The following is a 14,026-nucleotide window of genomic DNA, read 5'->3' as shown; positions in this document are numbered from 1 at the left end:
GCAACGTAGTTGCGTATTTCTGGCTTTAGAGCAGATGAAAGCCACGATTGAAGGCTTTAGCCTTCAGTGACTAAACAACACTTAAATTAACTTGCACAATCACATCATTGAAATCTTGATCACCACCGTTTGGTAAGTCTTCAAAACCAAAGACGTTATCTCCTAACAAACGAATATGATCAAAGTTATCAGCGTTTGCACCCAAATAAGGGAAGTAAACCGCAGGATCATTAGTAGTGTTGCTATCAAGCAGAGCATCGGGTCTGCCATCAATAATGATAAAGGGTGCGAAGATAGAACCACCTTGAAATCTGCCAGTATAAGTTGCAGTTCCTTGGTTATTGACTGTTAAATCAATTCCCGCAATGCGATTTTCTACGGCGGCTTGAATATATCCAGATTGTCCGGGGAGAATATCGGCTACACCATCATTATTAGTATCAATTCCTCCGTTGATATTAGCTACTTTGTAGAAACCAACAAAGTTATTAAAAGCGGCTTCACGGTTAACGATGAAATTGGCTGTGATAGAACCAGTAACACCAAGTAAATCAATTACTTCGCCTTGGGATTGTCCTTGTAAATTTGTCCCCAAAGGAAAGGATTCATCAACAGCTTTAATTTTTACTTCTAAATCGTTGAATTCACTACTAGAACCTTCTGTCCATCCCAGAGAAAAACCCTCTGTTCCTAAATTAGTAATTTTTTGTGTCGAGTTACTAGAGAAAATGATGTTATCTGAGGAAATTGTTCCAGTATTAACAGCATCTTTAGAACTATTTTTGATTAAGTAAAATCTCAAATTATTATTTTCATTGAATTCTAATAATCTGACTAAATTGGCAGGATTAAAGCCATTGGGATTATTTGCGATCGCAGAAAAAATTACTTTACTTCTAGCTAAAGCTGCATTTGTATAACCTACCGCACCAGGGGCAATACCGTCAATTGTGCCATTCGTATCATCAACTGTAAATACGCCCAATTCATTTACTAACTGAGAATTACGTCCTAAAACAGTAACTTTGAGTTTAAGATTTTCCCCTCCAGTAATTTGAAAAATATCATCAGCAACTTGGTTAAGTGCAGGTAAAATCTTAATTTGTGCGGCAATTCGATTAACAGGATTACGAGGATCGTAGCTAGTAATATCAATAGCTAAAGCTTCTGGGAATGAGTTAGCAATATTTTCCCAAGGTACAAACTTAAAGTTGCTATTGATGTTTTCTAATTCTCCTTCATCCTCAACCAGTACCTCTGGATCATTATTACCATCTTGAGTAACAAATAAACCGAAGGGGAAATTAGCACCTAAAGGAACGTTAATGACATCTGCACCATCAGACTCTTGTACACTGTCAATTGAGCCGTTGTTCCCCACAGCAAAGCGGCCTATAAATTCATTATCTCCTTCCCGACGATAAACCGCAAAAGTGTTATCTCCTTGGCTAGATACCAGTAAATAACCTTTGCCATCTGCACCGTAGTAGATAGATAAACCTTCTACATCATCAACAAGATTGCTGCCACCAAACTCTTTAATTCTATCAATTAGTTTTCCTTGATTGTTACCTGTTGGTTCAGCTTCAAACTTCCACAGTCCGACATTTTCCTGACCAATGTACAAATAACCGGTTTCTTGGTCAACTACCATCCCTTCTGTTTGCAGTTCTGCATCTACAATTTCTGGGGGAGGAGTAACGGTAAAACCTCTAACAAACTCCGTGCTAATTTTACCACTGCCATTATCAACTAATTTTAACTGGGCAACGTCTCCAGTATTGCGGCGATTGACAAAAACATAGTAATCATTAGTGATAGGGCTACGATAAAGAGCTAACCCATAAGCATGAGATTCATCTTCTATGGAATTTGGGAAAGTGGGTTGTGTGAAAATAGCACCAATACTAGTATCAGTGATGTCTTCTAAATAATTATTACCAGTAGCATCAGGGTTAATTTTGAAAATGGCTAACTTATCGTTGCGGCGATCGCTTGCTACAGCAATGTCAATTTTTTGACCACCTAATATAAAACCATATTGTAGGTCAATGTTATTGTAACGAATCCCCCCTGGATTAATCGTTTGTAACAAATTCCCAGACAAATCATAAACCCGCAAACCCGCATTTTTTACCGCCGTCAACACTAAACTTCTAGCCGAGTCTGTAGGATGTAAATAAATCGCCGGATCATCAGCATCAGCTTGTTGATCTGTCGGTAAAGTCTCATCATCCAACAAATCAGGACGGGTTTCTACCCTTGGTGTCGCCGTCGGTACTAAATCAGCACTTAAAGTTAAAATTTGGGTAAATTGAATTGCATTAAAGTTATTATCACTGACCAAAACAATTGACTGCCGACCATCTGCCAATTTTGGGCCAAAAGCCAACCCTTCAATATTATCTAAACCATTGGGTAAATTTAACTCATTCAGGTTTAACAGTAGCCGCTTCTGAACTGCTTGAATCCCTGTAATATCTCCTGCGAGAGAGTCAATAGTGCTAATATCTGTAGCACCTTGCAAACTCACCTCATAAATTTTAATCGTGTTACCAGTACCAGGCGCACCAACTGAAAAAGAACGCTCTAATGCTAAAAATGTACCCCGATTATCAATAGCCAATAAATCAACCAAACCACTAACAGTAAAAGCGTTGGCTGGTGATGATGCTTCCGCTACTGGATCAACCATGTAGAGATATTCTTTTTCTGGTTGTCCACTGGCCAGGTTATATTGAATAATCCGAGCGCGAGCGCCTGTTTGGGTAGTAGCGATCGCTCCATCTTGGGTTAAAGCACTTTCTGTAGCTGTGTACAGGGTTTTTTGGTCAGGTGTAATAGTTAAGCTTTCAAAGGCCAAATTATTCCGCACACCTGAAGTTTGTTCCCCAGCATCTAAAACACCATTGTTATTAAAATCGTTAAAAACTGGTTTAAACTTCTCAGGAACAGGGAGGGATCTGATTTCTTGACCTGTGGATAGGTTAAACTCCTTAATCAAGGGGTCTATCACACGATTAGCACTCGCTTCCCCTTCAGAGGAAACGAAAACTGTGCCATTATTGGTTAACGCAAAACCTTCCGGGTCAAGGCTAAAAGGTGCAAAGGCATCACCTTCAGCATCTGTTAAAGTCGTAACATCAGTAAAACTTACTTGAGGGTTGGTAATGTCAGTCAAATCTGCGGTAAAAGTATAGAACCTAACTGAACCCCCAGTAGACGCATCAGAACGAGCATCTGAGAGAGCGTAGTAAACTTGATTACCAGCATCATAAACAACACCAGACAAACCCCCAACAGCTTCTGTACCTGCTGCACCACCAGGAACAAAACCTGTGACAAATGTAGTTTCTCCCTCAAATTCCACTTCCGGTAAACTAGCACCCTTTTCTGTTGCTCCCATCTGCACATCTGCAAACACCAAGCGATGGTCAGAACTAGGAAAACCACCAGGGATACCAGAAGTAAAAGTACCCACTAATGGAAATGTGGGATCAGTATTCAGTGGCCAAAAAACTCCAGAATTAGTAATTTGCAAGTCCACCGAAGGTAAAACATAATCAGCCCGCAAATTACCAGGAGCATTATCATTAAAGTCAGCAGTATCAAAACTAGGATTACTTTTGTGATTATTATTAGCAATACCCTGTGAACTTGCTTGTTGGGCTGCACCAGGACTACTAGGGATAGAATTAGTGTTAATACCTGGATTTTGTAATAATTGTAGAATTGCGTTATTGTAACTATCGCCATCATTGGGATCAGCATTTTGATCACCCATGATCACAAAGCGCGACCCAGCCGCTAAACCTCCCGTTTTCTGATTATCATCATAAATATAATCACCTTTACCGGGAGTTACATAATCAGCCCAAAACCGAATTTCATCATGGTTACGCTTCCCGTTCCAGTCTATGATTTGATCAGGAGGAGTGTTAGCGGGATCGTCAAATAAGGGTGGGGTGGGGTGACTAACTAAAACATGAACTGTTTCCCCATTAACTTTAATTGGCACATCCCAATGGCTTTTAGACGATAAACGCAAAATTTCAATCTCTTCCGGTGAATAGAAACCGTTAAGATTTTCACTGGCCGGAGTGTTAGGATTGTCTACTGTGGGGTCATCAGTTAGTAGGCTTCCTGGCATATCCTTCCACAAGAAATTTTGGAAGGTGCGGACATTCTCCGTATCAATTTCATACTTTGATAACAGTAACATCCCAAATTGTCCAGGGAAGTTCCCAAACCCAAAAGCGTCATTACCTCCACCTACTGTGCCATCATTATTCAAGTCAAACCCAGAAGCAATACCTGTATTAGAAGGTGCAATGTAAGCATATTGATAAGTAACAGGAGTAGCACCGTTTTGGGAAACTTCCAGAAAATTTTGTTTAAATAAGTCTACCGCTTCTGGAGCATAGTCAAACTCATTAATTAGCAATATATCTGGATTATTGCGCTGTATAATTTCGGCTACAGTTTTCGCCTGATTTATTCTAGCTTGTGTTGCTGTATCATTATTAGGGTTATCAACATTAGTTAAATCAGATACTAATTGACCTGCTGCACCACGATTCAGGGAAGCGTTAAATTGAGAGAAGCGTAGAGTAGTCATGGTTTTGCGATGAGGTAAATGCCGCTTGGATAATAAACTACCTAATTTTGATTATCATCAGGAATTATACTTAGGTACAGCATAGGGAAGCGATCGCTGTGTCCAAGTTAGCAGAGAATCTATTGACGTAGCGATCGCCTCTAAATCTGTTGTTGTCAAAGTTGCTGTCCATAGCCTTGGCCTCGCAACGCATCAGCTACCCATAGGTGAGAAACAAACAACCATCCCCAGTGTATTTTCCCCACTAGACCACCAACAATTTCACATTGAGCATCTCGCATGAAAACGCCTAGAGGATAAGCAATATCCTTATCCTGTTGAATATCGTTGTTATATTTCAGTATTTTGCTAATTACTGCCCGAATATCTTCGATATCAGGATTATCTTCTAAAGTTAAAGTTAAATTTGTTATTTAAAACTTAAATTATTCACAATAAATGTGGCTAAAATAGCACGAGGTTATAGCCTCAGAGGTATACTACTAAGTCCTTACCTATAGGTTTGTTACCATTGCTTTGGCTAATAGAATTAGAGCCAAAATTTTGTCAATCCTGGGACTATCCAGAGATAGATACCAAGTAAGGGATTATACACCACCGAAAAAAGATCATACTTCTGTTTGCGTTAATTCTGTAGCATTTGTAATATTTTTATGACTTCCCGGATTCGTTTTTTGATGTGCGCTCCTGACCACTATGATGTGGATTATGTGATTAATCCCTGGATGGAAGGTAATATCCACAAATCATCACGCGATCGCGCGGTGGAACAGTGGCAAGGACTACACCAAATTTTGAAAGAACACGCAATTGTGGATTTGGTGACACCGGAAAAAGGCTGGCCAGATATGGTTTTCACAGCTAACGCCGGATTAGTCTTGGGTAAAAATGTAGTTTTAAGTCGCTTTTTACACAAGGAGCGGCAGGGAGAAGAACCATACTTCAAGAAATGGTTTGAAGGCAATGGTTACACAGTTTATGAATTACCTAAAGACTTACCCTTTGAAGGTGCAGGCGATGCACTTTTAGATAGAGAAGGGCGTTGGTTGTGGGCTGGTTACGGTTTCCGTTCAGAATTAGATTCTCATCCATATCTCGCTAAATGGCTGGATATTGAGGTATTATCCCTGCGGTTAATTGATGAGCGTTTCTATCATTTAGATACTTGTTTTTGTCCTTTAGCTAACGGCTATTTGCTCTATTACCCCGGCGCGTTTGATTCCTACTCCAACCGCCTAATTGAAATGCGCGTTGCCGCCGAAAAGCGTATCGCCATAGCTGAAGCGGATGCTGTCAACTTTGCTTGTAATGCGGTGAATGTAGACAGCATTGTGATTATGAACAAAGCCAGTGAGGGCTTAAAGTCCCGTTTAGCATCTGTTGGTTTCCGTGTTTTGGAAACCCAACTTACCGAATTTCTCAAAGCTGGTGGTGCGGCAAAATGTCTGACTTTGCGCGTTACAGAACCAGTACGGGCAGAAGTTCACGCCAATGTTTCAGTCGAAAGCCGAATTATTCGCATCGAAGGACATTTGCTTGACTCTGGCTTGATTAACCGCGCTTTGGATATGATCGTTGATACTGGCGGTAGTTTCCAAGTTCTCAATTTCAACTTAGGAGAACAACGCCAAAGCACCTCCGCCGCAGAAGTGAAAGTTTCCGCACCTTCTCATGAGGTGATGGAAGAAATCATTTCCCAATTGATTGATTTAGGTGCGGTAGACCTACCACAAGATGAGCGAGATGTCAAGCTTGAGCCTGTGCTTCAAGATGGTGTCGCCCCTGATGATTTCTACGTCAGTACGATTTATCCTACCGAAGTTAGGATAAATGGGCAGTGGGTGAAAGTAGAAAATCAGCGCATGGACGGCGCGATCGCCATTACTCACACCCCCAACGGCTTACTCGCACGGTGTAAAATTCTACGTGATTTGAAGGTAGGTGAACAGGTAGTTGTAGACGTGCAAGGTATCCGCACTGTCCGCAAAACCGAATCACGAGAACAACGCAACGCCCAAGAATTCACCTTTATGTCCTCTGGTGTTTCCAGTGAACGCCGGGTGGAATTGGTCGTGGAACAAGTCGCTTGGGAGTTACGTAAAATCCGTGATGCTGGTGGTAAAGTAGTTGTCACGGCTGGGCCTGTAGTGATTCATACAGGTGGCGGCGAACACCTAGCCCGGCTAATTCGGGAAGGCTATGTACAAGCCTTGCTGGGTGGAAATGCGATCGCAGTCCACGACATCGAACAAAATATGATGGGTACATCCCTCGGTGTGGACATGAAGCGGGGTGTCGCAGTTCGTGGTGGACATCGCCATCACCTCAAGGTAATTAATACCGTTCGTCGTCATGGCAGCATTGCCAAAGCTGTAGAAGCGGGGGTAATTCATAGCGGCGTAATGTATGAATGCGTCCGCAATCAAGTACCGTTTGTTTTGGCTGGTTCAATTCGGGATGATGGCCCTTTACCCGATACCCAAATGAATTTGATTGCAGCACAGGAAGAATACGCCAAAAACCTCGAAGGTGCGGAGATGATTTTAATGCTGTCATCGATGCTGCATTCTATTGGGGTAGGGAATATGACACCCGCCGGTGTGAGAATGGTTTGTGTGGATATTAACCCGGCTGTCGTGACTAAATTGAGCGATCGCGGTTCAATAGAATCAGTGGGTGTAGTTACAGACGTAGGATTATTCCTCAGTCTGTTAATCCAGCAGTTAGATAAGTTGACAAGCCCCTACGTTTCTAAGGTAGGTTAGTCAACGGACTACACTAGACGCGCAGAAGGGAAATGGTAAGAGTAGCTTTAACAAAAGAGTTGCAAATTAACTGGGTTAGTTTCATCGCTGACTTCATGCTGGTGGGAATGGTATTCGGCCCTCCATTAGCTCCCTTTCTGGCTGCGTCTGGGGTTTGGTTACTTGGGGGTATTGCGGACATTATTTATTTCATGGGTAATCATGTATGTCCGCAACCACATATGGGCTTAGATTTAGCAACCCCATTCCTCATGGCTGTGTGTATGCGCTGCTACGGTACTGTCACAGGATTACTCATTACTCGCTTGCTGTATGCCGTGACTGGTGGTAAAGGATTTTATTGGCTGAGTCAGTACGGTTGGAATGGTGCGGCGTTGGCTAGCGTGTTGATGATGGCGTATCCTCTGGAATTAGCAGCGCAAATTTTTGGTTTATGGGTTTTTAATAATTATTTAGTCACACCCTTTGGTTTAATTACAGGTTTGGCTTGGGGTTTGTTTATGATGCCATTTTTACATGGTTGGCAGCATGATTGAAAAATTACTGTAGAAAGCAAATAGTAAAGGTGGATACAATTTTCTATGATGAAAGTACCAACACCAAGATATGCCCAGAAAAGAAATTCTTGACAGTGCTATTTAATTTAGAGTTAGAAGCTGACAGATATAAAGACTAACTTATACTTAAACTATGCCTAAGTTAGATATTATTCACAATGCAGTAAAAAACGCACTTATAAAAGATGGCTGGGCAATTACACATGACCCTTATGTAATTCAGTATCGCAGAACAACATTGTACGCTGATCTGGGTGCTGATCGCGCGATCGCAGCCCAACGAGACAAGCAAAAACTGGTTGTGGAAGTGAAAAGCTTTATTAGTGCATCAAAAATACAAGATTTGAAAGAGGCTCTTGGTCAATATGACATCTACCGTTATCTTTTAGAGGAAACAGCACCAGACCGTAAATTATATATTTCTGTGAGCCAAGTTGCTTACAATAATTTTTTCACTCAGGATGTAATTCAACTTATTCTCAAGAAACATCAACTACCAATTATTGTTGTAGATATAGAGACAGAGGAGATTACACAATGGATAAATTAACTGAGTATCCTAAGTTAATTAAGCGTATTTTGACTGAGTATGTAGAACTGTGTCACCTTAATCCTAATCCAGGTATTGAGACGTTTTTAATTGTGGACGAATCAAAGGCTCATTACATTTGGATGAATCTTGGTTGGCAAAATGGCGATCGCATTTCTGCTATGACTGTCTATGTGCGGATTCGTGATGATAAGTTCTGGATCGAAGAAGATTGGACGGAAGACGGTATTGCAACTGATTTGGTTCGTGCTGGAGTTCCCAAAGAAGACATTGTTTTAGCATTTCATGAGCCGAAGATGAGACAGTATACAGATTTTGCTGTAGTCTCTTGACTGCTGCATTTTAAGGTTTAATGCTTCTAAACCACTCAGTAATACCCTCTGCTAAAGTTTTGACTAACTTTTTCTGTTCCTGGGGATTTGTCGCCTCTTCAAAGTCGTCAGGGTTGCTCATAAAACCTAACTCTAATAATACTGATGGTGCAGTATGGGGGCGTGTGAGTGCTAAACTCTGCCAATACAAACCATAAGAAGGCCTACCCAAATCATTAACTAGACGGTTGTGTAGTAAGACAGCTAGACTATGGGCTTGGGGATGATACCAATAGCTACTGACACCTCTGGTATTTTCCGCATCACCATCATCTGGAAGAAATCGATAGTGAAAAGTAAGAGCGATCGCAGGTGCTTCTTGATCTATAATTTTCTGGCGTTCTGCAAGTGATAAGTCTCGATCATATTCCCTGATCATCACTACAGTTGCACCTCGCTGCACTAACTCATCTCGCAATAACTTGGTTACTTGCAAATTCAAGTCTTTTGCTAAATAACCAGTTGGCCCAGCTGCACCCAATTCTGCACCACCATGTCCAGCGTTAAGTGCAATTTTGAGTCCAGATAAAGGCTTGTATTGTCTGTGGGAAATTACAGATGAGTCAGCCAGATTCAGGGTTTTATCTTGCGCCCAAGTTGCGTTAGAAGTTACTAGAAAATTTAAAACTGTTAATCCTATCAGTAGTGATGTGAATTTCACCTCAATTCCCCTACTACTTCTCTCAATATACAAGGTTGCGTCAGTACGAGTAAATCCCTACTACGTCAAGAGTTAATCTGACTGACGCACCCTACTAGCTATCACCTGTCACCTGTCACCTGTCACCTATGTCCCCTAAGAACGACTTTGAAACCACGCGACAATTCCGTCAGCTAAAGCTTTGGCTAACTTTTGCTGTTCTTGGGGATCTGCTATCCACTCAAATTCATTGGGATTAATCATAAAACCCAACTCTAATAATACTGAGGGGGCGGCGGCTGGGCGTGTCAGTGCTAAGTTATTCCAAAATACACCGTAGGAAGGTCTACCGAGTTTTGTTACTAGATAGTTTTGCATAAATATAGCCAGATTATGGGCTTGGGGATGATACCAAAACATACCTACGCCCTTCGTATTTTCCGCATCGCCAGCGTCGGGTAAGGCGTTGTAATGGATGGAAAGGGCGATCGCAGGCTCTTCTCGATTGATAATTGCTTGACGCTCTGGCAGAGAGACTTCCTGATCTGTCTCCCTTGTCATTACTACCGTTGCCCCCAGCTTGACTAATTCATCCCGCAACAGCTTAGAAACAACTAAATTCACATCTTTTTCTAAATATCCAGTTGGTCCAGCTGCACCAGATTCTTTACCACCATGACCAGGATCTAGTAGAATCTTGATACCAGATAAGAACTTTTGCCTATTCTGCTTGATAACAGGCGCATGGCGTAAAGTTAAAACCAGGGTTGTACCGTCGTATCTCAGCTTATATCCCCACTGTTGAGCTTTTTTGAGGTTGAAGGTGTATTGTACCTGTCCTGGAGCTACCTGTTGCCAATCCAGGCGAGAAATTAAGGGGTCATCATCCAGGCGAATAATATCAGTTTGGGCAGTGGTGTTGTAGAGTGTGAGGCTCAAAGTTTGCTCACCTTGCTGCACACTCACAGGTACAGGAGTTTGTAGAGGGAAAACCATCTCTGTAGCACCGGGAAGCCTTCGATATCCAACACTGCGAATGATTGAGCGTGGCGGAATCGCTCCTGGAAGAGTGCGGGTTTCTTTACTATTAATCCAGCCACCATAGTCTAGACGTAACCATTCACCTTCCCTTCCTGTAACACTGGCTCTTGTTCCCTTGGGCAGTGGAGTCAGTCGAGAATAATCGGTACTAGGGCCAGTACGAGCTACACCTGCATCTGCTGTGACTTCAGCTACTGGTAACTGAGCAGGTGAGAGGATAGTAATTTTACCAGTTCCTGGTTGAGTTATCTTCTGACCATTAAGCGTTAGTTGAAACTGGGGTTGTCCCAAATCTACCTCTTGTTTGATATCCGCGACGACAACACCAGAAGTGCAACCCTCATACTTACCCACGCTAGACTGGGTAGTGGGTTGATTACGCCCTGTCAAAGCTGCCAAATTACTTGGTAGTTGAGCTTGTTGCGGTTGCGGCAAAAGTGCCACAGTTTGATTCGCTAATTTCACAGAGACACTGGCGTTTGGGGGTGCAACTGCGCTAAAACAAATTAGTTCTCCCGGTAGTCTGGCAATATCAGCAGATGGAGTCAGAGAACCTTGAGCAAAAGCTAACCCCTGTGGTATCTCAGGCTGAGTGCTAATTCTTGTCACCCGAATCTGAAGCACTTGATTTTGGTGACGTATTTCAAAAATATTTTCTCCCAACTTTAATGGGAAACTTGGTGCAAAATGGCCAGATCGACTGCGGTTAATTGGCGTACCATTAATGAGAACTTGTCCATTGGGTGGTGCGGTGCCAATAAAGAAGATTTTTTCCGCACTTGTCTGGTGATTGGTTTGGGGATAAACAACTTTCAGCGATGGTGTTGGTTGAGCCAAAGCGACAGAGGAGGTGATAAAGCAGCTTAATATTACTGGTACTAGGAGTTTTTTCACAGCAGGATCACAGAAGAATTTGCTATATCACACCAATCCACGAAAATTCTGCAACAGATTCAAATTCAGAAACCCTTGTAAACTATGGATTTCTGATTTTTGAATTTTGTAGGCGCAAGTCTTGCCCTTCGCGCTAGCGTTGCGAAGCAAAGGCTATTTTGAATTTTGAATTGGTATGACTGTGGCACAATGACGGAATGTCTTTTTGGAAGGTATTTTTAGCAGTTGATTGCAATTCAAACTACTATGACTAAGTTTATCTTTGTAACTGGAGGTGTGGTTTCCAGTATTGGCAAAGGCATTGTAGCAGCAAGTCTAGGCCGTTTACTCAAATCACGAAATTATTCGGTGTCAATTTTAAAGCTTGACCCTTATATTAATGTTGATCCAGGAACAATGAGTCCTTTTCAACATGGGGAAGTGTTTGTTACCCAAGATGGTGCAGAAACCGATTTAGACTTGGGACATTACGAACGCTTTACCGATACATTGATGTCACGGCTCAACAGCGTCACCACTGGCTCAATTTATCAAGCAGTGATTACCAGAGAACGCCGGGGTGACTACAATGGTGGCACAGTACAGGTAATTCCCCACATTACTAATGAAATCAAAGAACGGATTTTGTTAGTGGCGAAAGAAACAAATCCGTCTGTAGTGATTACAGAAATTGGTGGTACTGTCGGCGATATTGAGTCACTACCATTTTTGGAAGCTATTCGCCAGTTACGCAAAGAGGTAGGGCGGCAAAATGTGCTGTATATGCACGTGACTCTAGTACCTTACATTGCTTCGGCGGGGGAAATGAAAACCAAGCCGACACAGCACTCGGTAAAGGAACTCAGATCAATTGGCATTCAACCAGATATTTTAGTCTGTCGGAGCGATCGCCCGATCCCTGTCGGGTTAAAGCAAAAAATGTCAGAATTCTGTGATGTCCCTGTAGGCTGTGTCATCACTGCCCAAGATGCTAGCAGTATCTATGAAGTCCCACTGATTCTAGAACGGGAAGGACTAGCACAACAAGCCCTAGACTTGTTGCAGATGGAACAACGCCAGCCCAATCTAGAAAAATGGCAAACAATGGTAGAACGTTTATACAGTCCTAAGCACACTGTAGAAATCGCCATTGTCGGTAAATATGTCAGGTTAAGTGATGCCTATTTGTCGGTAGTTGAGGCGCTGCGTCATGCCGCATTTGCCACTCACGGGGATTTACGCCTACGGTGGGTGAATTCCGAAGATTTGGAAACCCAACCCGCAGAAGAATATCTGGCGGGTGTAGATGGCGTACTTGTACCCGGAGGCTTTGGAACTCGTGGGGTAGATGGCAAAATTGCCGCCATTAAATATGCCCGCGATCGCCAAATTCCTTTCCTCGGTTTATGCTTAGGAATGCAATGTTCTGTGATTGAATGGGCGAGAAATGTCGGTGGTTTAACAGGTGCTAACAGCGCAGAATTTGATCCATCTACTAAGTACCCAGTTATTAACCTGTTGCCAGATCAACAAGATATTGTCGATTTAGGTGGAACCATGCGCTTGGGTGTTTATCCTTGCCATATTCTCCCCAATAGCTTGGCATATCAACTTTATCAAGCAGAAGTAGTTGATGAACGACACCGCCATCGCTACGAGTTTAATAACACATATCGTCAGTTATTGTTAGATTCTGGCTATGTGATCAGTGGAACCTCGCCTGACGGACGGTTAGTAGAGATTGTAGAATTACCGCAACACCCATTTTTTATTGCATGTCAATTCCATCCAGAGTTTCAATCTCGTCCTAGCAACCCCCATCCTTTATTTAAAGGCTTTATGCAGGCTGCGATCGCTCGTAATCATCCCACTGCTAACATCCAGACACCCGTAGAGGTATCTTAAACCATTTACCATCCCCTACAGGTTTCCCAGGCAAGGGCATCTACCATATTCACCATCCATTTTTGGAATTTTCCATCAACAAACAACAACAACACTCACACCAATTCAACATTCAAAATTAAGGAATCCAGATTTTCACAGGGTTTGAGAATTTGAATTTGTTTCATAATTTTGGTGAATTGGTATCACTCATGAAATCAGCAGATTTCTTAACATACAGGGTAAACATCAATCATGAACTTGGGACTTGAGGAGATGTTGTGGCGTACTGGGTAAAACTTTTTTATGAGAGGAAAGAATATGTGATCAATTTTGACCGCGTGAATGCTTTTTGTTATGAAAAAAACGGCAGAGTTACCTTTTGGTTGCCTGATAGTGCCATTCCTATTGTCATTAATCCTCAAAATAATCTAGAAGATTATCAAAAAATTCTAGATTATTTAGAGAAAGTTACTGACTTTGAAGTAGAGAGTGCCTATTGGGTAAAAATTCTGTATGAAAGAAATGAATATGTAATTAACCTTAATTGTATTAGTTCATTTTGTCAGGAATCTAATGGCAGAATCACTTTTTGGTTGCCTGATGGGACTATTCCCATTGTGATTAACCCCGTCAGCAATCCAGATTCCTATGAAAAGGTTTTGCAGTACGTGCAGAAAACTACGGGTTATAATTTTTCTTAGGCAATAGGCAATAGTTTTGAATC

At 42.0% G+C, this 14,026-nt stretch carries 10 protein-coding genes; 6 read left to right on the top strand and 4 right to left on the bottom strand.

Features of this window, described 5'->3' with window-relative positions; translation table 11 throughout:
* Positions 1-70: 70 nt before the first annotated feature.
* Positions 71-4,618, bottom strand: coding sequence for a phytase (locus tag NOS7524_RS14430; RefSeq protein ID WP_015139213.1), 4,548 nt, complete (start codon positions 4,616-4,618; stop codon positions 71-73).
* Between the two features lie 155 nt (positions 4,619-4,773).
* Positions 4,774-4,899, bottom strand: a complete 126-nt coding sequence (locus tag NOS7524_RS30970) for a GNAT family N-acetyltransferase (protein WP_268741962.1) — start codon at positions 4,897-4,899, stop codon at positions 4,774-4,776.
* 372 nt (positions 4,900-5,271) lie between these two features.
* Here NOS7524_RS30970 and argZ point away from each other — a divergent pair, with 372 nt between their 5' ends.
* The 4 genes from argZ (at position 5,272) to NOS7524_RS14405 (ending at position 8,822) form a co-directional block, all read left to right on the top strand.
* Positions 5,272-7,383: a bifunctional arginine dihydrolase/ornithine cyclodeaminase gene (gene argZ, locus NOS7524_RS14420; RefSeq protein WP_015139212.1), complete on the top strand. Its 2,112-nt coding sequence runs from the start codon at positions 5,272-5,274 to the stop codon at positions 7,381-7,383.
* 32 nt (positions 7,384-7,415) lie between these two features.
* Entirely contained in the window at positions 7,416-7,919 is a 504-nt protein-coding gene (locus NOS7524_RS14415; protein WP_015139211.1) for a DUF2085 domain-containing protein, read from the top strand.
* 154 nt (positions 7,920-8,073) lie between these two features.
* Positions 8,074-8,490 carry an element excision factor XisH family protein gene (locus NOS7524_RS14410; RefSeq protein WP_015139210.1) on the top strand — a complete coding sequence of 139 codons (417 nt, stop codon included), beginning with the start codon at positions 8,074-8,076 and terminating at the stop codon, positions 8,488-8,490.
* Positions 8,478-8,822, top strand: coding sequence for a XisI protein (locus NOS7524_RS14405; RefSeq protein WP_015139209.1), 345 nt, complete (start codon positions 8,478-8,480; stop codon positions 8,820-8,822). The genes NOS7524_RS14410 and NOS7524_RS14405 overlap by 13 nt, the downstream gene beginning before the upstream one ends.
* A 10-nt stretch (positions 8,823-8,832) precedes the next feature.
* Here NOS7524_RS14405 and NOS7524_RS14400 read toward each other — a convergent pair whose 3' ends face one another.
* Complete coding sequence (locus NOS7524_RS14400) at positions 8,833-9,522, bottom strand: N-acetylmuramoyl-L-alanine amidase family protein (protein ID WP_015139208.1); 690 nt, start codon at positions 9,520-9,522, stop codon at positions 8,833-8,835.
* Positions 9,523-9,657: 135 nt separating this feature from the next.
* Positions 9,658-11,436 carry an N-acetylmuramoyl-L-alanine amidase gene (locus tag NOS7524_RS14395; protein WP_015139207.1) on the bottom strand — a complete coding sequence of 593 codons (1,779 nt, stop codon included), beginning with the start codon at positions 11,434-11,436 and terminating at the stop codon, positions 9,658-9,660.
* Between the two features lie 246 nt (positions 11,437-11,682).
* On the opposite strand from NOS7524_RS14395, the gene NOS7524_RS14390 reads away from it, so the two are divergent.
* Both NOS7524_RS14390 and NOS7524_RS14385 read left to right on the top strand, forming a co-directional pair.
* Positions 11,683-13,320: a CTP synthase gene (locus tag NOS7524_RS14390; protein WP_015139206.1), complete on the top strand. Its 1,638-nt coding sequence runs from the start codon at positions 11,683-11,685 to the stop codon at positions 13,318-13,320.
* Between the two features lie 260 nt (positions 13,321-13,580).
* A complete protein-coding gene (locus NOS7524_RS14385; protein WP_015139205.1) occupies positions 13,581-14,003 on the top strand; it encodes a hypothetical protein in 423 nt (140 codons plus the stop codon).
* The last annotated feature ends 23 nt before the right edge of the window (positions 14,004-14,026 follow it).

It is taken from the genome of Nostoc sp. PCC 7524, from assembly GCF_000316645.1.
Taxonomy (GTDB): Bacteria; Cyanobacteriota; Cyanobacteriia; order Cyanobacteriales; family Nostocaceae; genus Trichormus.
This window is presented reverse-complemented; position numbering and strand designations above follow the sequence as displayed.

Coding starts and splice junctions, on each gene's coding strand:
- NOS7524_RS14430 (WP_015139213.1), bottom strand. CDS start 4,618: ATGACTACTCTACGCTTCTCTCAATTTAACGCTTCCCTGAATCGTGGT.
- argZ (WP_015139212.1), top strand. CDS start 5,272: ATGACTTCCCGGATTCGTTTTTTGATGTGCGCTCCTGACCACTATGAT.
- NOS7524_RS30970 (WP_268741962.1), bottom strand. CDS start 4,899: ATGCGAGATGCTCAATGTGAAATTGTTGGTGGTCTAGTGGGGAAAATA.
- NOS7524_RS14390 (WP_015139206.1), top strand. CDS start 11,683: ATGACTAAGTTTATCTTTGTAACTGGAGGTGTGGTTTCCAGTATTGGC.
- NOS7524_RS14405 (WP_015139209.1), top strand. CDS start 8,478: ATGGATAAATTAACTGAGTATCCTAAGTTAATTAAGCGTATTTTGACT.
- NOS7524_RS14410 (WP_015139210.1), top strand. CDS start 8,074: ATGCCTAAGTTAGATATTATTCACAATGCAGTAAAAAACGCACTTATA.
- NOS7524_RS14415 (WP_015139211.1), top strand. CDS start 7,416: ATGGTAAGAGTAGCTTTAACAAAAGAGTTGCAAATTAACTGGGTTAGT.